Raw genomic sequence first — 19,571 nt, forward strand, 5'->3', positions numbered from 1 at the left:
AATTCACTCATCACTGAGAAACTTGTATAGAGCTGTCTATCCTACCATCGGATATGGTTGGGGCGTCGGCGCCCACTCAACCGTCGAGGGCGAAATTGCCGTCCAGGTACTGCTTGCACCAGAGTTCCATGCAAACGATGCCGAACAACGTATAGGCAGCGTCTACTCGACCAGAACGATCTGCATCGATCAGATGCGCCACTGCCTTAGGGTCGAAAATCCCCCTCTTAAGCAGGGATGCAGGAGAAAGCACCTCATCGACCAAAGGCTTCAAACGTCCTTGCAACCAGTTGCGAAGCGGCACACCGAAGCCGGTCTTGGGTCGGTAGATAACATCGTGAGGCAGATAGGGTTCCATGGCTTTCTTGAAAATCCATTTCCCCTCCCGACCTTTTTGTTTGATATCCGAAGGCAATGAACCTGCCAGGCGTACCAAATCAAGATCCAGCAGCGGTACACGCACTTCAACGCCCGTCGCCATACCCATTTTATCGGTGTAATTGAGATTGTGATCGGTGAGAAAATGCTTGCACTCCAGAGTGAGCATTTTATCCAGGGGCGTAGCATCCGAAGGTAGCCGCGAGAGTGTTTCTCGCATGGGGGCAAACAGATCATCTGCTGCCAACTCACGTCGCAAGTCCGGGGCTAACAAACTATAAGCCTGATCAGGCTCAAGCCAAAGGAAATAACTGATCAAGCGATCATTTGCCGGCAAGTCCGCGTATCGAAAAGCCTTCCCGAGACGGCGAGACAGCGGAGAGGATGCCGGAAGCAAACTTGAACTACGGGCCAATACCGAGCGCAGCGGGCGAGGCATCCCTCCCCACCAACGCTCTTGCGCCAGAGCGAAATGACGGCGATAGCCGGTAAAAATGTCATCCCCCCCTGCACCGGACAACAGAACCTTGATGCCGTTCTGGCTTGCCAGCTCGGAAATGAACAACGCATTCAGTGCAGCTGGATCCGGCGTAGGCTCATCAAGCAGATAAACCATTTCTGGTAGACGATCCATCATCTCGTCACCGACGCCTACAACATGTAGGTCGACGTCCAGATGCTTGGCAACGCGCTGTGCGTACGGAAGGTCATCCGCGAAGCCTTCGTTTGCAGTGGATCCATTGTCGACACGAATACTGAAGCACTGCAACCGCCCTTTATCGCGTATTTCCTGTGCGGCAAACGCAACTATGGCGCTGGAATCCAAGCCGCCTGACAAGAATGAACCCAACGGTACATCAGACACCAACTGACGCTGGACGGCAGTCCTGACTGCATCGGCGACATCGACAGCGACATCGGCAACCGTTTTTTTCAGAGGTTTCTCTGAAATAGGCAGTTCATAATAGAACCAGCTCTTCTCGATATGCCCATTACGGACACATAAGGCTTGGCCAGGTAAAACTTTTTTGATATCCCGCACAATCGTGCGATCGCCTGGCGACCAAAGAAAACCAAGGTGCGCCAGCACGGCTTGCGGGTCAATTTCAGTTTTACTGAAGCCTCCTCTGATCAAGCCTTTCATTTCACTTGAAAATGCAAAGCAACCATTATTGGAATGGATATAAAGCGGTTTGACACCGAGCTGATCCCGGGCCACCCAAAGTGTTTGAGTATCACGTTCCCAGAATACGACCGCGAAAATCCCGTTTAACCGATTCAAACACTCGATTCCGTAGCGACAGAAGAGCGCGAGCAATACTTCGGAATCTGACTGGCTGGAAAAATGATCTCCCGCAGCTTCGAGATGAGCTCTTAACTCACGAAAGTTATAGATTTCACCATTAAACACCATCACCACTCGCCCATCGGCAGAGACCATCGGTTGATGCCCGGCTGAAGTCGTATCAAGAATGGAAAGGCGCACCTGACCCAGCCATACACCAACGTCGGTATCAGACCAAACACCTTGATCATCTGGCCCGCGACGTCGAATAAACGAAAGCGCTGAAGAGAAATCAATAGACTCTCGCGTTCCGTTATGGATGTAGCCCAAAATTCCACACATATCAATTTCTCTAAATTGGGTTGTTAACAGGCTCGTCGCGCTTTGAGCTCAAGAACAAAAAAGGTATTAATATAGACGCTATGAGAAGAGCGACCGAAGCCAATTCGCCTCGAAAAAGGTGAAGCAGGGAAGCCACCGCCAATGCATATAGACCTAGCGCTCGATCACTTTGAGGGTTATAGATAACCGCGCCATAAAGCCGTCCTCCTATAAGCCCAAGGAAAAAACCGCCAAACAGTACACCTAAGGTACCAAAATTCATGTAAAGCTCACCAAAAATACCCGGTGGCATTGTCGTGCCCTGCAAAAGCCATTTATCTGGCCAAAAGGCTTCTGTAAATACACCCGCGGCAGTGAGCGGCTTATCGGGAAAAAGACCCGAAGGGATCAAAATCAACACGAGCATCAACAGAGTTGTTCCGTTTTGCCATTCAAGCCTTTCAGGCATCGCATCTACCAGCACAGTCATTGTTTGCAACTGCATTAGGTTGCCTGTGAACTGAGTCGCCAAAAAGTGAATGAAGGATAGAAAAACACCTTGCTCTTCGTTAATAAAAAAGAACTTGCCAGCCACAAGAAATTCTTGCTTAAAAAGATGATACGCCATTAAAGAGACAAACATCACTCCGCCAAGCACAGCCCCTTTTATGAGGTTGACACGTTTAACACGATAATGCCTAACGACAATCATCGCCAATACAATAATGAAAATTGTCGACTTCTGACCTTGAAGCGCGCAAATAAACAAACCACTAAAAAAATATAACCAAAAACAAAAGCGTTCGGACAGCGTTCTTTTTTTACTGCCCGTCAGGCGTATAAACCAGGCAAGCGAGACAGACAGAAACAGATTCTGAAGAAGAAACAGGCCGTTCAACCCTGCAAATGCTCTTATTCTATCGCTCGCGCCATAAAGCAGCCCCCATACCCCTCCGAGGATTATAAGAATGGCTGCAAAGGCCAGCAGTGCCATTAACGTAAATATTGTAGACCTTTGAGAGAAGATTCTGGAGCTCACTATGTAGCGAACCCTAACGGGAAAATTCAAGTGAGTCTTTCGCCCTAACCAACAGCCCATTAAAACAAAAACCAAAGCCAGAACATATAACAAAACAGCATAATCTATAGAACTACTTTTATCCGAATAGTTGAAATTCCAATACAGACTAAACCCATCGAACCCCATAATGAATGGATACAGCGGAACGATCACGCCGGCAAACCAGATCACCATAAAGAAAAAACCAAAACCAAAACAATCAAATACTCTCTTTCCAATAGGCGTTCGTAAACGCCCTTGCTCCGAATATTTATCTTCCAAGGCATTATCCTCTAGAGTCATAAATCAGCGAGACGGAGTCTCACCGCAACCAAAAGCAGCATAGAGGACAAAACAACACCCGTTGCATACCCCAAAACACCCGCCCACGCCCCAAAATGCATAATGCTCAAGTATAAAATCAAAGCAACGCTCAGCCCTTCGACTATATTGACTTTCAAACTCAAACTAAATACACGCAATGCAAGCAACATAGTACCACTCACAAGAGCAATAGCTTTCAACGGCAGCGTTAATGCCAGCACAAACATATAGATGGCTGCCTGTTTGTAAACACCTCCCACAAGCAAAAACCATACAAGGGAAATCACCATCAACAACAACGCAACCGACGAGGATATCTTCAACATACTTCTGAAGAACGCATGATGCCTTTCACGCAACATCTCTTTATCGTTGACTACTTCCACCAAATCTGGGATAGCCCTTTGCGCGATGATTGTCAGTGGAAGCAAACCAAGACTAAGACTCAACAAAGCTATACCAAAAAAACCGATCTCATCAATTTTCACATGATAAGCAGTCAACATAAGTACGGGCAAACTATCGACCATCAAACGCACAAATAGACTTGCATTGACAGTCACCCCGGACTTCGCGGTCATCATCAACTCACGCCTGTTTACCAAGCGAAAATCCAGCGCGCTAAAAATATACGACCGCAGCTTCCACCACACAGCAACAAGACAGAGCAACTCTCCAATATAACGAGCCGTCATCCAGCCTTCGATACCAAAAAACTTGGTCAACACAACATGCAGAACAATGCTGACACCCGTAACCAACATCAGTGCGAAGTAAATCTCACGTATCACCTTCGCACCCTGCGCAAACCCCGTAGTTACACGGAGCAAGTTAGTTAACAGCACTAAGCCACAGGTGGTAAACACGTAGGAGCTCATTACAGAGTTCCACACGAACTTATTTGCAACATATATACAGGCAATGACACCGATTGATGCTATAACTACTAGCAGAAAAACCTGTCGAAGCACTTCATTTTTATCAGTAGTGCCATTACTTGCCGCGGTATCACGAATGGCGATACTCTGCATACCCAAGCTACCTGCAAGGATAACAAGAGCAATAATTGTTTCCAGCGAGCGCACCATGCCAACAACTGATGGGTCAACCCAAGGCGTGATTAAAAACTGACTTATTATTACCCCACCTTGAATGCAGGCGGTGATAACAACAAGCTGTAATAGCCTCGAGTTTTCAAACATGCCGATCAGACGACTCAACACGCGGTACCACCATCGACTTTTATGTGTACTCTCACTGGAACTCTCCTTATTTCGCCAGCGACAAGGAATCCAGAACACTTTTCAGCGCCGAACGACGAGCTGCGATGGAATAGTTCGAGGAAATCCATTGGTGTCTGGCTTTGGCGTCTTCAGCACAAACCGGCGTTGCGACAACAGCCTCCATGGCGGATGCAATTTCCTCTGGGCTGTCTGGCTGGACCCAGTAAGCGAAGTCACCCGCAACTTCTGGCACCGCCCCCCGTGGAGAAGTTATAACTCGCGCCCCACACGCCAGTGCTTCACCGATTGCATGCCCGAAACCTTCGTAAAGCGTTGGCTGAACATAGGCCAGGCAATTTCGATAATGGTGCAGTTTCTCTTCATCAGAAATCATTCCGACAAACTCTACCTTCTCTTCTATGCCCAAGCGCTGTGTCAGGGCCTTTAGCTCCTGCAGATAATCACCATGCTTACCAGCAACAACCAGTCGAAGATGGCTGGCACTAGCCGAAACCCGCGCGAACGCCTCTATCGTCGGAATGAGCCCTTTGCGAATGGCATTGGTACGGCTCGTCCAAGTTACCGTGAAAAAATAATCCGACTCAACAGTTGGAGCCTCGCCAGGAGAATAGTAATCGGTGTCAATCGCTAGCGTTGCGTACACTGGATTTCTGACACGCAGGTTAGCGGTAACCTCTTCACACTCTGATCTTGAGATAAACAGGTTTCGATCAGCTAACAACAAAGAGGTACGCAGTACCGCCTTCTGCCACAAAGGCCGATCTAGGTAACAGAGACCCGGAATTTCCTTCCGGCAGGTAGAATAATCAAAAGCTCCAGTCACTATCACCGGCCGACGGCGTAGCTTCCCGGCGAGCAATGGAAGCGGCGAGTGCCCCCACCACCAACAAAAATAAAGATCCGCCTTCCAGTCTAATGTGCCTGGCGTCCCGGACAAAACAACTTCATGCCCAAGCTCCTTGAGAATTCGGATATCCACCCGATAAAACTCGACTTTGTCAAACATCTCGCGCCAATTAGCATGAGCAGACATATTAGCAAAAAAACATATGCGCACTAGAGCACCGACCTGTTACCAGCCACGATATTAAACAAATGCCTTCTGCTGATACATTGATAGCAATGTATCGTGCAAGCTAGGCACATCAATTTTACCTACCGTATCAAAGAGTTTGGCTGGACTGCCGTAAAGTTCTTTAACTTCATCCTCTCTGACAAAGGCAGGATCAACTACAACCGCTGGCCGATAACCTGCGATCTGCTCCATCTCATCAATCACGCTTAACAAGGAAATGCTACGACCCGAGCATATATTTATAAACTCGCTGCGCTGATTAGTCGTCAACAATCTTGTATATGCCTCAACCACGAAACCCACATCAGATAGATCACGAGAAACATCCAGGTTACCTAATCTGAGCTCTTTTTCCCCTCGAGCAAATGCGCCCACGATCTTGGAGAAAACGAACGACTCCGATTGGCCGGGGCCAGTGTAGTTGAAAGGCCGCACTACGAGTATCGGCATACGAGAAAACCACTTGCGAACAAGCGCCTCCATCGTTAATTTGCTCAACGCATAGTGATTAACAGGCTGCGGCTCACTGCTTTCAGAAACAGGCGACGAGATTGCATTTCCGTAAATATTTGCACTGCTCGCAATTATAATTTTTTCTACAACTATCTCCGCCTCCTTAATCGCATTAAGAAGGCTTTCCGTACCCAATACATTGACGCGATAGTATGATAAGGCATCGCTGTCAGTAACATGGGCCAACGCGGCTAAATGAATAATATGAGTAGGTTGAACCTGCTTTATCCAATCACTTAGTCGCTTCGTATCATTAAGATCCGCGTCTAGGTGATCAAACTCACAGGCGAGCCGCACTCCTCCCAGGCCAGCAACGCGCCAGCCGGCCTTGGTGAGATTTTCCGCCAAGTGCTTTCCAGTGAAACCCGAAAGCCCCGTAATCAGCACCGTCCGCTCTTTACTTTGAAGTGCCATTGCGAACCCTTCTTAGATCAGCGTCAACCATCAACTGGCACAGTTGCTCTAGTGTGGTTTCTGGTTTCCAACCCAATCGCTCTTTTGCAAATGACGCATCGCCAATCAACAATTCTACTTCTGCAGGTCGATAGAAGCGCGGGTTGACTTTTACCCTAGTGATACCGGTTCGACGGTCAACACCAAACTCGTTCTCAGCGCTTCCAGACCACTCGATATCAACACCCACAGCTTTAAAACTCATCGAAACAAAATCACGAACGGTTTCAGTGCGATTGGTAGCGAGTACAAAAGTTTCCGGCGTGTCGACTTGCAACATTCGATGCATGCCATCTACATACTCTTTAGCGAACCCCCAATCCCGCTTGGCATCCATATTTCCAAGTTCCAGGACTTGCTGCTTGCCAATTTCGATACTGGCAACAGCATCAGTAATCTTGCGAGTAACAAACTCTTTCCCCCGCAGAGGAGACTCGTGATTGAATAGAATGCCGCTGGTAGCAAAGATATCGTACGACTCACGATAGTTAATCGTTGTCCAATGCGCAAACAGCTTCGCAACACCGTAAGGACTACGCGGATAGAAGGGTGTACTCTCAGATTGAGGAACCGCCTGGACCAATCCAAACATCTCGGATGTCGAAGCTTGATAGAAGCGAATCTTGGGATTTACTATACGGATTGCTTCGAGCAAATTGAGCGCACCGACACCAGTAATCTGTGCCGTTGTGATTGGCTGATCGAACGAAACACCTACAAAACTTTGAGCCGCGAGATTATAAACCTCGTCCGGCGCGCAATTCTGAATTAAACGAATAGCCCCGGACAGATCAGTCAAATCAAATTCTACGAGGTGGAGATCGTCATGCTCAAGAACTCCCAGCTCCTCTAACCGCCAGAAACTTACAGAACTTGTCCGGCGATAAGCGCCGTAGACTTTATAACCCTTGGACAACAGTAGTTCGACAAGGTACGCCCCGTCTTGACCTGTAACACCCGTAACCAGCGCGTGCTTCTGCATCGATACAACTCCTAAAAATTTAAACCCTAAACACGTCCATAAGTATCGTCAAATCGAACGATATCATCTTCGCCCAAATACGTTCCTGACTGCACTTCTATGATCTCAAGAGGAATAGTGCCGGGATTGGAAAGGCGATGAACATGGCCAATAGGGATATAAGTACTCTGATTTTCATTCAACTGAAAAACACGATCTTCACAGGTCACCTCTGCGGTGCCAGACACAACAATCCAATGCTCCGCCCGATGGTAATGCTTCTGCAAACTTAGCGTTGCTTTCGGCTTCACCAATATACGCTTCACCTGAAAGCGCGAGCCGGAATCTATGCTGTCGTACCAGCCCCAGGGTCGATGAACGCGGCGATGGAGCTTTGACTCTGGCCTGACCTTGACATTCAACGCTTCGACAATGGCCTTCACGCCCTGACTGCGGTCTTTATCCGCGACTAACACAGCATCAGGCGTTTCGACGATAACGATATTTTCAAGCCCCACGGCCGTTACTAAACGGTGAGAGGCGTAAACCAATGTATTAGAACTGGAATCTAATATTACATCCCCATGGGTAGCGTTCTGTTTTTCGTCCTTCTCACTCGAACGCCAAACAGCATCCCATGCCCCCAGGTCGGACCAACCGGCGTCCATCGTCAGCATTTTCAACGTCAGGCCGGCTGACGGCGTTTTCGCACAATGCTCGATCACAGCATAGTCAATCGACTCTGGCGGTATCAGGGAAAACGCGTCCAGTTGTGGTCGTATAAACCCGTTATCCTGAGCCCGGCCCTTCCAGGCGGCTTCAGTGGCATCGAAGATGTCTCTTCTGAACGCGCTCAGTGCTTTCAACCAGATTGACGCACGCAGCACGAAAATACCGCTATTCCAGAAATAGCTTCCATCTTCCAAGTATTTTTCTGCAGTTGACCGCCCAGGCTTTTCAACAAACGAATCCACCCTCTTGACGGCAGAGGGGTCTGCAGAATGGATATAACCATAACCCGTTTCAGGGCGATCAGGCTTGATGCCCAAGATTACAATGCTGCCGTCTTTTGCAACGTCTACAGCTTTACTGACCGTATCAGTAAAGGCTTGAATATCAAGAATCATTTGGTCGGCCGGGACCACAACCAGGACGGGGTCAACCTCCATCCCAACTTCATCGCGTGCATAGAGCGCCGCCAACGTAAGCGCAGGGGCTGTATTGCGTCCTACCGGCTCAAGAATGACAACAGCTTTAGAAACATTCATTTCCCGGATCTGATCTAGGCAAAGGAAGCGGTGCTCATCATTCGCAACGATGCAAGGCTGCAGTACCTCGACACCTTGCCCACCTACCTTCAAAACTCGATCAACAGCCTGCTGAAACAAAGTTTCCCGACCTGAAATAGCCAAAAACTGCTTTGGGTAGAGAGTTCGACTAAGAGGCCAAAGTCGGGTTCCCGCCCCCCCTGACATAATAACGGGTAGTATCTTCATACCAGCCAAATTCCACGTGTATCAACAATCTGGCGGCCTTGAAGAGCCGATGCGGGAATAGATTTAAATGGTTTGTGATCTACTAGTAACAATAGAACATCAGCACGAGAAATCGCTTCTTCTGCTGTGCAGAGTTCAGCATTTTTGAGCGAGCCAGGTAAAGAAAGAATATTAGGCTCCACGACTAAAATTTTCCCCGCGTGACGACTTGAAATATTGCGAGTAATTTCCAGAGCCGGGCTTTCGCGCAGATCATCAATATCGGGCTTGAATGCGAGACCGAAGCAAGCAATGACGACGTCTTTCTCAGACTTCTCTGAATGAAGCGAAAGATGATCAGCCACCGCAGCGTCGACCTTGTTCATAACCCACTGAGGTTTCGAATCATTAACCTCCCGCGCAGTCTTGATCAACCTGGCCTGGCCTTCTGCCTGACTTACAATGAACCAAGGATCAACAGCGATACAGTGCCCACCGACACCAGGCCCCGGCTGCAAGATATTGACACGAGGATGTCGATTGGCAAGCTTTATAAGCTCCCATACATCAACATCAAACTTATCGCATATCATAGACAATTCATTGGCAAACGCGATATTAACGTCGCGAAAGCTATTCTCAGTCAACTTGCACATCTCTGCAGTTCGAGCGTTTGTTATGATACATTCGCCCTCCACGAACAACTTATACAATCGTGCTGCGGCATCAGAGCACTTGGGAGTCATCCCACCAATGACACGATCATTTTGTACCAACTCACGTAACACATGACCAGGAAGCACCCGCTCCGGACAGTGCGCGATACGAATATCGGATGCTTCGCCATGAGTTTGAGGAAACGTCAAGTCGGGACGAGCTTCCGCCAACCATAAAGCCATCTTTTCAGTTGCACCGACAGGCGAAGTGGACTCGAGAATGACCAAGTCCCCGCTTTTAAGAACAGGTGCAATAGACTTACTTGCGGACTCAATATAGGAAAGATCCGGAGCGTGATCATCCTTGAAAGGAGTAGGCACAGCTATTAAAAAAGCATCGGCCGGCTCAGGGCTAGTACTAGCGCGGAGATAACCTTCAGTCACGGCGGCATGTACAACTATATCTAAATCAGGTTCAACAATATGAATTTTTCCGTCATTAATAGTATCGACAGCCTTCTGATTAACATCAACACCAACAACTTTCACCTTACGCGCAGCAAAAACGGCGGCGGTTGGCAGACCAATATAACCCAAACCGATGACAGAAACTGTGGAAAAACCCATATTTAAACCTTAATATCAAAATTGGCAAGAGCCGTGATAATACGCGCGCAAGCGTTACCATCACCATAAGGATTATGAGCAAAACTCATTTCCTGATAGGCGTTTTTATTCAAGAGAAGTTCACGCAGATGATGAGTTATTTCCTCTCTATTGGTCCCAACCAACCTGACTGTGCCCGCTTCAACTGCCTCGGGTCGCTCAGTCGTATCGCGCATGACCAAGACAGGCTTACCCAAGGATGGCGCTTCCTCTTGCACGCCACCAGAATCCGTCAAAATCAAGTACGAACGATTCATAAGATAGACGAACGGAAGGTAGTCTAACGGCTCTATAAGGTGAACATTATCGATACCGGCCAATAAACGATTGACAGGCTCACGAACGTTTGGATTCAGATGAACAGGATATACGATTTCAACATCATCAAATTCATGCGCAATCGAAGCAAGCGAACTGCATATTCTTTCGAACCCATCACCAAAACTTTCACGGCGATGGCCAGTAACAAGAATAATGCGGCGCTGGTCGCGCAAAAATGAAAATTGCTCTGAAAATTTCTGTTTAAGCTGATCATCAGATTCCAGCTTCTGCACGACCTCAAGTAGTGCATCAATAACGGTATTGCCTGTCACGTACACGGAACTAGATGCTATCCCTTCACGGAGGAGATTCTGCTGCGATCTTTCGGTCGGAGCAAAATGGAGACATGCCAGGGCTCCCGTCAGCTTTCGGTTGGCTTCTTCTGGCCAAGGAGAATAAAGATTACCTGTCCGCAGACCGGCCTCAATATGACCCACAGGAATCTGCTTATAGTAAGCTGCCAAAGTAGTTGCAAATGTGGTTGCAGTATCACCATGCACCAGTACAATATCAGGCTTATAATTATGAAATACTTCCTTCATCCCTTGAAGAATGCAAGTCGTCACATCAGTAAGATCCTGACCACTCTTCATAATAGCGAGATCAAAATCAGGTTCGAGTTTAAACAACTCTAACACTTGATCCAGCATTTCACGGTGCTGCCCCGTGACGCAGATCTTAGCGTCAAAACGCTCATCTGCGCGCAACGCCAGAGCTAAGGGAGCCATTTTTATAGCTTCCGGTCGCGTACCGAAAACACTCAAAATCTTTAAAGTCATTACCGATGATTCCATATCATAATTTAGTCAGAGAATAAGCTCGAAACTGGCGATCTGAGCATGTTCCTGCCAAACCTACCGGTTATACTGTTCAGGCCATGGCCGCTTCTGCTCGGCAGCATAACATTAACAAGCGTACTGACGACATAACGTCTCTCTTCGAGCAAGCCCATTTCGCACGCCCTCGCAATTCCAGCCATCGGAAACTGGCCGCCGCCTTACCCTCAAAGCTCAAACAAACCCGCGCTCAACCAGTTATATCGATCGCCGCAAGGGCTTTCTGTGAGCAACCAAGCCTCTGACCTACACCATAACGACCTTGGTTACCCCCATGAGATCATTCGCCTATTGGCGATAGTGCCCTCCAGCCAGGCCCAAACCTACGTAGAGAACACACACATTACCCCGAGCCCCATCCAACGCCTCCCAGTCCGACGTGGTCAGCTAGCCAGCGTTCCCTAACACATAAAAAAGTGAGGCCAAACGCCTCACGAATAGCGGATCATTTCGCCAGCAAACTATTACCGCTCCGTGAACGCCGACCGGATAAATCCCCTTCTGTACGAGGGTCAGAACTAGCAATAGAGATAGAATCAACCTTTCCGTTATGCGCGATAATTTTGCCTCCCTGTATTGCCTGCCTGGCGAGCGCAATACATATCGCAAGCACCCCGCCCAGGAGCAAGCCAAGCAGAAGCACCAGCGGCCGATTCGGGCTCGCTGGCGCCAACGGCTCAAGTGCCTGCTGATCGACACTCACCAACTTCAGCTTGGTCATGTCAATATTTAGACTGCTTAGTCGAGACATCTCAGCTCGCAGCGGCTGAACCCCAGCAAGAAAAATTTCTTCATTTTTCCGAGCTTTCAGCACCTCAACTTCTCGATTGGATGCCAATAGCTGAATTTCTTTGGCAATCTGAGCGATACGCGGCTCAGTAAATTCATCCGACACCCGACTTCTTAACTGAGCGAGCTCTGCCTTTAGCGCATCCACCCCCATAAAATATAGAGGCGTTTGCTGGTTATTGATCTCTGTTCGCATTACGCTACCAGCTACAGCACTCCCCGACTCACCCAATGAAGAGGGTGTAGTAGGTTTTTGGATGCCTAAGGACTTGGCTATACCAATTGCCTCATTCAACTGAGCGATTCGATCATTACGAAGCGTTTTCAACTGGGCACGAAGCGCCCTTAACTCATCCTGAAGCTGCGCAAGCCTCAATGAGTCGGCCTCCTGCAACGAGGCTATTTTGGCAGTTTTTTCAATATCATAACCCGAGCGAGCGGCTTCAAGCTTACCCTTCAACTCGCTAAGACGGTTATTGACAATTACCTTCAAGTCGGCAGCAACTTTTTCACGCTCACTGGCGATGGCATAATCGACAAAACCATTAAGAATAGCGACCCCATCAACGCCTTTAGGATAGGTCATTTCAAGTTTTACATAAGCGCTCAGCAAATTCTTCTTTTCAGGCTCTGGAAGAATCAACCGAATAGAGTTTCGGTTGAAATCTTCAAAACTTTGCTCAAGCGTTTGACCCGGACGCACAAATTTTTCGAACAACTTGGGGTTGGCCCTAAAGAAAGCCAATCGAGCATCGTAAGAATCCAGCGCTGCGCCGACCCGGAGTAGAGCTTCGGAGGGTGGCAACTGATAAATCTCAGAGCGATTGAGCGCATCCAACTCATTGATGGCAGCCGGCCGCAGCACAGAACTGACCTTATATTCAGGAGTCGCGAGGAAAGCATAAGAAGCTGCTATTAGCACACAGCTTAAGGTCACCAGAGCCAGCAGCTTTTTTTGCTGCCAAACAGATTGAAACATCGCGACAAGGTCGATCCCGTCGGATATAGGTGCTGGGGGAATACGGAGGCTACTACTCACAACAAAAACCTGCCTTCAAAGAGAAACTGCGGGCTCGTTATGCAGACAAAATTGCGTTTTTTTTATTCTAATTGGGTGACCGCCAAAACCCAGCGTCTCTGCCAAATTTTGAGCGCACAAAATGCCTGTTATCGAGAACAGATTCCATTCTGCCATCTCTTCGACATATTACAAGTCTTGACATGTATGTAGGGCGATTCTGAATTTCCCAAGAGAACTGTCGCAACCAACGGGGATAGGTCCCTACGCAGCTCAAAGCGCTCGACATGATAAGGTTTCTGACAAACGGTCACCAACACCGCTGATCCCCATCACAACTGCCAACCAAGACTTAAACCTTAAGCAACCGCCTTACCCCGACGCCTACGCACAACCATCCCCAACACCGGCCCAATCAACATCCCCAAAATCAAAGCCCCCACCACAAACACCGCCACCGGCATCTGCGCAGTACTCCATCCCAGGAACGACAGTGCCACACCCTGCTGGTTCTCCAGCACAAACGCCAGAACCACCAAAGCCGCAAGCACCGCAATCAAAACCGCAACAACGCGCTTAACCCCACGCATACCCTTCTCCTTACTCAAAAACACTCAGACGCCTTCTTCCTCTTCTTCGTTCACCCGATCGCGCAATTCCTTGCCCGGCTTGAAGTGCGGAACGAATTTGCCGTCGAGACTAACGGACTGGCCGGTTTTTGGGTTGCGACCTACGCGCGGTGCGCGGTAGTGCAGTGAGAAGCTGCCGAAGCCGCGGATCTCGATGCGATCTCCGGTGGCCAGGCATTGGGACATTTGCTCAAGCATGGTCTTGATAGCCAGCTCCACATCCTTGGATGAGAGCAGCCCTTGATGGGTGACAATTCGTTCGATCAACTCCGACTTCGTCATATTTTTCCCTTCTTTTTCAAGCAGCTAGGAAAAGCGCTCCGAAGGTTTTAGCATGAGTTGATGAATTTGAACAGCCCATGTGTCAACTTATCTGAGGCTGAATAAACACGCTCAGCGAGCAGCCAACGCCTTACTTACAGATCACCAACATGGTCCGCGTTACCGCGCCAGCAGGGTTCCAGCCGAACAGGTAGTCGCCCTCTTCGTCCTCTGCATCGCTGGAGCGGGTAATGACCTTGTAGCCCTGCATCTTGCACTCACGGGCGGCGCGCTTCTCGCACTTTTCCCACTTGTTGCCCAGGCCAGAGCAGTCGACCTCTATACCGCTGACGCCACGCTTGGCGTGGGTCTTGGCGCTGGTGGAGGAGCAGCCTGCAAGCATCAGCAGGGCGAGTATTACGATAATTCTGTTCATTCAAACCCTTATTGAGTCAGCAACGCGAAATAGCCGTTTTTAAGACTATAGTCAGTTCTGACATTGGGCTGAATGCCTTGGTTCGATGCAGTTGCTTCATCAAATTTCAGGCACAAAAAAGGGCAACCGAAGTCGCCCTTTTTCTACAGCTTTACAGAACTTAGTTCTGCTTAGCCATTGCCTGGCGCAGCAGTGCCGCCATGGTGGTGTCAGCAGCAGCTTCCGGAGCAGCTTCTTTCAAGCTCTGGATAGCTTCTTTCTCTTCCACTTCGTCTTTCGACTTGATGGAGAGCTGAATCACGCGGCTCTTGCGGTCAACGCTGATGATCTTGGCTTCTACTTCCTGGCCTTCTTTCAGAACGTTGCGCGCGTCTTCAACGCGGTCACGGCTGATTTCGGAGGCTTTCAGAGTCGCTTCGATATCGTCGGCCAGAACGATGATGGCGCCTTTGGCGTCAACTTCTTTCACAGTGCCTTTAACGATGGCGCCTTTGTCGTTCTCTTGAACGTACTCGGAGAACGGATCGCTTTCCAGTTGCTTGATGCCCAGGGAGATGCGCTCGCGCTCTGGGTCAACCGACAGGATAACGGTGTCCAGCTCGTCGCCCTTCTTGAAACGACGAACAGCTTCTTCGCCAACTTCGTTCCAGGAGATGTCGGACAGGTGAACCAGGCCGTCGATGCCGCCGTCCAGACCAATGAAGATACCGAAATCGGTGATCGACTTGATGGTGCCGGAGATTTTATCGCCCTTGTTGAACTGGCCAGAGAAATCTTCCCATGGGTTAGATTTGCACTGCTTGATGCCCAGGGAGATACGACGACGCTCTTCGTCGATGTCCAGAACCATAACTTCCACTTCGTCGCCGACTTGTACGACTTTCGAAGGGTGGATGTTCTTGTTGGTCCAGTCCATTTCGGAAACGTGTACCAGGCCTTCCACGCCTTCTTCCAGCTCTGCGAAGCAGCCGTAGTCGGTCAGGTTGGTAACACGCGCAGTTACGCGAGTGCTTTCTGGGTAACGAGCCTTGATAGCAACCCATGGATCTTCGCCCAGCTGCTTCAAGCCCAGGGAAACGCGGTTACGCTCACGATCGTACTTCAGAACCTTGACATCGATCTCGTCGCCAACGTTGACGATTTCGGAAGGATGCTTGATACGCTTCCAAGCCATGTCGGTAATGTGCAGCAGGCCATCGACGCCACCCAGATCGACGAATGCGCCGTAATCGGTGAGGTTCTTGACGATACCTTTGACTTGTTGGCCTTCCTGCAGGGATTCCAGCAGAGCTTCACGCTCGGCGGAGTTCTCTGCTTCCAGCACGCTGCGACGGGAAACGACAACGTTGTTGCGCTTCTGGTCGAGCTTGATGACTTTGAATTCCAGTTCTTTGCCTTCCAGGTGCGTGGTGTCGCGCACTGGACGAACGTCGACCAAAGAACCTGGCAGGAACGCACGGATGCCGTTAACGTCGACAGTGAAGCCGCCTTTAACCTTACCGTTGATAACGCCCTTGACCACTTCTTCAGCTGCGAAGGCTGCTTCGAGAACAATCCAGCATTCAGCGCGCTTGGCTTTTTCACGGGACAGCTTGGTTTCACCGAAACCGTCTTCAACCGAGTCCAGAGCAACGTGAACTTCGTCACCGACATTGATAGTCAGGTCACCAGCATCGTTGTAGAACTGTTCCAGCGGGATCAGAGCTTCAGACTTCAGACCAGCGTGAACGGTTACCCAGCGAGCTTGGTAATCGATATCAACGATAACACCGGTGATGATGGAGCCTGCCTGAAGGTTCAGGGTTTTTAGGCTTTCTTCAAAGAGTTCCGCAAAGCTTTCGCTCATTTTAATTCCTGTTGATAAGGGCGAAGAATACGCCCATCTCCACACCCCAGACGGTGTGGGTCAGTTTCAGTTAAAAGAAGCCACCGCAGGACTATGACTGGTCCCCTGCGGCCTTCTTGATCACCCGGCGATATCGCGAATGGCGATTTCACTCATGATGCGTTCCAGCACCTGCTCGATGGACAACTCCGTGGAATCCAGCTGTATGGCGTCAGCCGCCGGCTTGAGCGGGGCTACCGCACGCTGGGTATCACGCTCATCGCGTGCACGGATCTCATCTAGCAGACTCGACAGACTAACACCATCGACTTTGCCCTTCAACTGCAAGTAACGGCGGCGTGCCCGCTCCTCGGCGCTGGCGGTCAGGAAAATCTTCAGCGGCGCCTCGGGAAACACCACCGTGCCCATGTCGCGGCCATCGGCCACCAGGCCCGGCACCTCCTGGAATGCGCGCTGGCGCTGCAGCAGCGCCTCGCGCACGGCGGGCAGCGCGGCCACTTGGGAGGCACCCGCGCCGATACTCTCGGTGCGAATCACATCGCTGACTTCATCACCTTCCAGAATAATGCGCTGCAACTGACCCTCGGTCGCCGCAATGAACTGCACATCCAGATGAGCGGCAAGTTTGGTCAGCAATTCTTCGTTGGTCAGGTCCACACCATGGTTGTGCGCAGCAAACGCCAGCAGGCGGTACAGCGCGCCAGAATCTAGCAGGCACCAACCCAGGCGCTTGGCCAGAATGCCAGCGATTGTGCCTTTGCCCGAGCCGCTAGGCCCGTCGATGGTAATCACCGGTGCTTTGATATTCACAATTGAGCCTCTTGGGCAACACGGATGCCGACTTGGGCACACAGTGTCAGAAAGTTCGGAAAAGACGTAGCAACATTGGCGCAGTCAAGGATACGAATAGGCGCCTTCGCCCGCAGGGAAGCTACACTGAACGCCATGGCAATCCGATGATCACCATGGGCGTGCACTTCACCGCCGCCCATCGGGCCACCGTCAATGATAATCCCATCAGGCGTGGGTTCACACTTCACGCCCAGGGCCAACAGACCGTCGGCCATCACCTGGATGCGATCGGACTCCTTGAGGCGCAGCTCTTCGGCACCGCGCAAAACGGTGCGGCCTTGAGCACAGGCTGCGGCAACAAACAGCACGGGAAACTCATCAATCGCCAACGGCACCAGGGCCGCTGGAATCTCGATACCTTTGAGCGCGGCAGCACGCACACGCAAATCCGCAACCGGCTCGCCGCCCACCTCGCGCTGGTTTTCAAGGGTGATATCAGCCCCCATCAGCCGCAGGATATCGATCACCCCGGTGCGGGTCGGGTTGATACCGACATGCTCCAGCAACAGTTCGGAGCCCTCGGCAATCGAGGCCGCCACCAGAAAAAACGCCGAAGACGAAATATCCCCCGGCACTTCAATACGCGTAGCGGTCAACCCATACCCCGACGCCAGCGACGCCGTCGCGCCCTGCACCGCCACCGGGTAACCAAAGCCGCGCAGCATGCGCTCGGTATGGTCGCGGGTCGGTGCGGGCTCGGTCACCGAGGTTTTACCCTCCGCGTACAACCCCGCCAACAACAGGCAGGATTTCACCTGGGCACTGGCCATGGGCAGTACATAGTTCAAGCCTTTGAGCGACTGCCCACCACGAATGCTCAGTGGCGGACGCCCGTCCGGCCCCGTCTCGATGATTGCGCCCATTTCCCGCAGCGGCTTGGCCACGCGGCTCATCGGGCGCTTGGACAGCGAGGCATCGCCGGTCAGCACGCTGTCGAAGCGCTGCGCCGCCAATACACCGGCCAACAGGCGCATCGACGTGCCGGAATTGCCCACGTAGATCGGCCCCGGCGCAGCCTTCAGGCCCTGCAGGCCGACACCGTGAATGGTCACGCGCCCATGGTGCGGCCCCTCGATCACCACGCCCATGTCGCGAAAGGCCTGCAAGGTCGCCAGGGCGTCCTCACCCTCAAGGAAGCCTTCCACCTCGGTCACACCCTCGGCCAACGACCCCAGCATGATCGAGCGATGAGAGATCGACTTGTCACCCGGCACGCGGATGCGCCCGCTCAAGCGGCCACCCGGGCTGGCGATGAAGGTCAAGTCATCGGTGCTCATTGCGGTTTCCATGTAGGCCCGGCGCGCGAGGATCTTGCTGAAATGTTCACGCGCCACCCGCGCACGGGTGAACACGCCCAGCAGTTGATGGCCGTCTCCCGCATCCACCGCGTCGCGCAAGGCGTCGAGGTCACTGCGGAAGGTGTCCAGAGTGCGCAACACCGCTTCGCGATTGGCGAGGAAGATGTCGTGCCACATCACCGGGTCGCTGCCGGCAATCCGCGTGAAATCGCGGAAGCCGCCGGCGGCGTAGCGGAAAATCTCGAGGTTCTCGTTGCGCTTGGCCAAAGAATCCACCAAGCCAAATGCCAGCAGATGCGGCAAGTGACTGGTCGCTGCCAACACTTCGTCGTGACGCTCGACCTGCATATGCTCTACATCCGCGCCCAGCTCGCGCCAGAGACGATCCACCACTGCCAACGCCGTGGGATCGGTTTGCGCAAGCGGCGTCAGGATCACCTTATGCCGACGGAACAACTGCGCATTGGATGCCTCCACCCCGCTCTGCTCGGAACCCGCGATGGGATGGCCCGGCACAAAGCGCGGCGGCATGCCACCAAACGCCAATCGTGCCGCGCGCACCACGTTGCCTTTGGCGCTGCCCACATCGGTAAGGATCGCTTGCCCGAGGTCCATGCCTGCCAGTACCGCCAGCAATTTCTCCATGGCCAGGATCGGCACGGCGAGCTGGATCACATCCGCGCCCTGGCACGCAACGGCCAGATCCGCCTCACAGCGGTCCACCACGCCCAACTCCACCGCCAACGTGCGCGACTGCGGGTCGAGGTCCACGCCTACCACTTCGCCACACAGCCCACTTTCACGCAGGCCCTTTGCGAACGAGCCACCGATCAACCCCAGGCCGACCACCACCAGGCGACCGATCATAGGCACA

16 protein-coding genes are annotated in these 19,571 nt (G+C 51.3%); all 16 read right to left on the reverse strand.

From position 1 onward, the window contains the following. Positions 1 to 76: 76 nt before the first annotated feature. Positions 77 to 2,005 carry an asparagine synthase (glutamine-hydrolyzing) gene (asnB, locus tag AC07S6_RS18110; protein WP_248130578.1) on the reverse strand — a complete coding sequence of 643 codons (1,929 nt, stop codon included), beginning with the start codon at positions 2,003 to 2,005 and terminating at the stop codon, positions 77 to 79. 10 nt (positions 2,006 to 2,015) lie between these two features. Continuing rightward, positions 2,016 to 3,326 (reverse strand): oligosaccharide repeat unit polymerase, encoded by a 1,311-nt coding sequence (locus AC07S6_RS18115; RefSeq protein WP_230633839.1) that lies wholly within the window; start codon positions 3,324 to 3,326, stop codon positions 2,016 to 2,018. Between the two features lie 17 nt (positions 3,327 to 3,343). Beyond that, entirely contained in the window at positions 3,344 to 4,591 is a 1,248-nt protein-coding gene (locus AC07S6_RS18120; RefSeq protein ID WP_495112734.1) for an MATE family efflux transporter, read from the reverse strand. Positions 4,592 to 4,637: 46 nt separating this feature from the next. After that, a complete protein-coding gene (locus AC07S6_RS18125) occupies positions 4,638 to 5,618 on the reverse strand; it encodes a glycosyltransferase (protein ID WP_230633838.1) in 981 nt (326 codons plus the stop codon). Positions 5,619 to 5,699: 81 nt separating this feature from the next. Further along, positions 5,700 to 6,614, reverse strand: coding sequence for a GDP-mannose 4,6-dehydratase (locus AC07S6_RS18130; RefSeq protein ID WP_495112735.1), 915 nt, complete (start codon positions 6,612 to 6,614; stop codon positions 5,700 to 5,702). Continuing rightward, the gene (gene gmd / locus AC07S6_RS18135; protein WP_034126695.1) at positions 6,598 to 7,635 is read right to left on the reverse strand and encodes a GDP-mannose 4,6-dehydratase; all 1,038 of its coding nucleotides are present in this window, start codon (positions 7,633 to 7,635) and stop codon (positions 6,598 to 6,600) included. The genes AC07S6_RS18130 and gmd overlap by 17 nt, the downstream gene beginning before the upstream one ends. Positions 7,636 to 7,661: 26 nt before the next feature. Next, positions 7,662 to 9,110: a mannose-1-phosphate guanylyltransferase/mannose-6-phosphate isomerase gene (locus tag AC07S6_RS18140; protein ID WP_034126694.1), complete on the reverse strand. Its 1,449-nt coding sequence runs from the start codon at positions 9,108 to 9,110 to the stop codon at positions 7,662 to 7,664. Continuing rightward, positions 9,107 to 10,372 (reverse strand): UDP-N-acetyl-D-mannosamine dehydrogenase, encoded by a 1,266-nt coding sequence (wecC, locus tag AC07S6_RS18145; protein ID WP_034126693.1) that lies wholly within the window; start codon positions 10,370 to 10,372, stop codon positions 9,107 to 9,109. Before wecC ends, AC07S6_RS18140 begins: the two co-directional genes overlap by 4 nt. Positions 10,373 to 10,374: 2 nt before the next feature. Then, positions 10,375 to 11,511 (reverse strand): non-hydrolyzing UDP-N-acetylglucosamine 2-epimerase, encoded by a 1,137-nt coding sequence (wecB, locus tag AC07S6_RS18150; protein ID WP_034126692.1) that lies wholly within the window; start codon positions 11,509 to 11,511, stop codon positions 10,375 to 10,377. Positions 11,512 to 12,013: 502 nt separating this feature from the next. Next, entirely contained in the window at positions 12,014 to 13,396 is a 1,383-nt protein-coding gene (locus AC07S6_RS18155) for a Wzz/FepE/Etk N-terminal domain-containing protein (protein WP_127882135.1), read from the reverse strand. Positions 13,397 to 13,734: 338 nt separating this feature from the next. Continuing rightward, entirely contained in the window at positions 13,735 to 13,965 is a 231-nt protein-coding gene (locus AC07S6_RS18160; RefSeq protein ID WP_495112736.1) for a LapA family protein, read from the reverse strand. Positions 13,966 to 13,989: 24 nt separating this feature from the next. Beyond that, positions 13,990 to 14,286, reverse strand: a complete 297-nt coding sequence (gene ihfB, locus AC07S6_RS18165; protein WP_003189779.1) for an integration host factor subunit beta — start codon at positions 14,284 to 14,286, stop codon at positions 13,990 to 13,992. Between the two features lie 130 nt (positions 14,287 to 14,416). Then, a complete protein-coding gene (locus AC07S6_RS18170; RefSeq protein ID WP_116665066.1) occupies positions 14,417 to 14,701 on the reverse strand; it encodes a hypothetical protein in 285 nt (94 codons plus the stop codon). Between the two features lie 160 nt (positions 14,702 to 14,861). After that, entirely contained in the window at positions 14,862 to 16,547 is a 1,686-nt protein-coding gene (rpsA, locus tag AC07S6_RS18175; RefSeq protein ID WP_003189774.1) for a 30S ribosomal protein S1, read from the reverse strand. Between the two features lie 120 nt (positions 16,548 to 16,667). Beyond that, positions 16,668 to 17,357 (reverse strand): (d)CMP kinase, encoded by a 690-nt coding sequence (gene cmk / locus AC07S6_RS18180; RefSeq protein WP_105226209.1) that lies wholly within the window; start codon positions 17,355 to 17,357, stop codon positions 16,668 to 16,670. Then, positions 17,354 to 19,564 carry a bifunctional prephenate dehydrogenase/3-phosphoshikimate 1-carboxyvinyltransferase gene (locus AC07S6_RS18185; RefSeq protein ID WP_495112758.1) on the reverse strand — a complete coding sequence of 737 codons (2,211 nt, stop codon included), beginning with the start codon at positions 19,562 to 19,564 and terminating at the stop codon, positions 17,354 to 17,356. Before AC07S6_RS18185 ends, cmk begins: the two co-directional genes overlap by 4 nt. Between the last annotated feature and the right edge of the window lie 7 nt (positions 19,565 to 19,571).

The organism is Pseudomonas sp. GW821-FHT07B01, assembly GCF_059419065.1.

Coding starts and splice junctions, on each gene's coding strand:
- AC07S6_RS18185 (WP_495112758.1), bottom strand. CDS start 19,564: ATGATCGGTCGCCTGGTGGTGGTCGGCCTGGGGTTGATCGGTGGCTCG.
- AC07S6_RS18160 (WP_495112736.1), bottom strand. CDS start 13,965: ATGCGTGGGGTTAAGCGCGTTGTTGCGGTTTTGATTGCGGTGCTTGCG.
- asnB (WP_248130578.1), bottom strand. CDS start 2,005: ATGTGTGGAATTTTGGGCTACATCCATAACGGAACGCGAGAGTCTATT.
- AC07S6_RS18125 (WP_230633838.1), bottom strand. CDS start 5,618: ATGTTTGACAAAGTCGAGTTTTATCGGGTGGATATCCGAATTCTCAAG.
- wecB (WP_034126692.1), bottom strand. CDS start 11,511: ATGACTTTAAAGATTTTGAGTGTTTTCGGTACGCGACCGGAAGCTATA.
- AC07S6_RS18140 (WP_034126694.1), bottom strand. CDS start 9,110: ATGAAGATACTACCCGTTATTATGTCAGGGGGGGCGGGAACCCGACTT.
- wecC (WP_034126693.1), bottom strand. CDS start 10,372: ATGGGTTTTTCCACAGTTTCTGTCATCGGTTTGGGTTATATTGGTCTG.
- rpsA (WP_003189774.1), bottom strand. CDS start 16,547: ATGAGCGAAAGCTTTGCGGAACTCTTTGAAGAAAGCCTAAAAACCCTG.
- AC07S6_RS18170 (WP_116665066.1), bottom strand. CDS start 14,701: ATGAACAGAATTATCGTAATACTCGCCCTGCTGATGCTTGCAGGCTGC.
- gmd (WP_034126695.1), bottom strand. CDS start 7,635: ATGCAGAAGCACGCGCTGGTTACGGGTGTTACAGGTCAAGACGGGGCG.
- ihfB (WP_003189779.1), bottom strand. CDS start 14,286: ATGACGAAGTCGGAGTTGATCGAACGAATTGTCACCCATCAAGGGCTG.
- AC07S6_RS18130 (WP_495112735.1), bottom strand. CDS start 6,614: ATGGCACTTCAAAGTAAAGAGCGGACGGTGCTGATTACGGGGCTTTCG.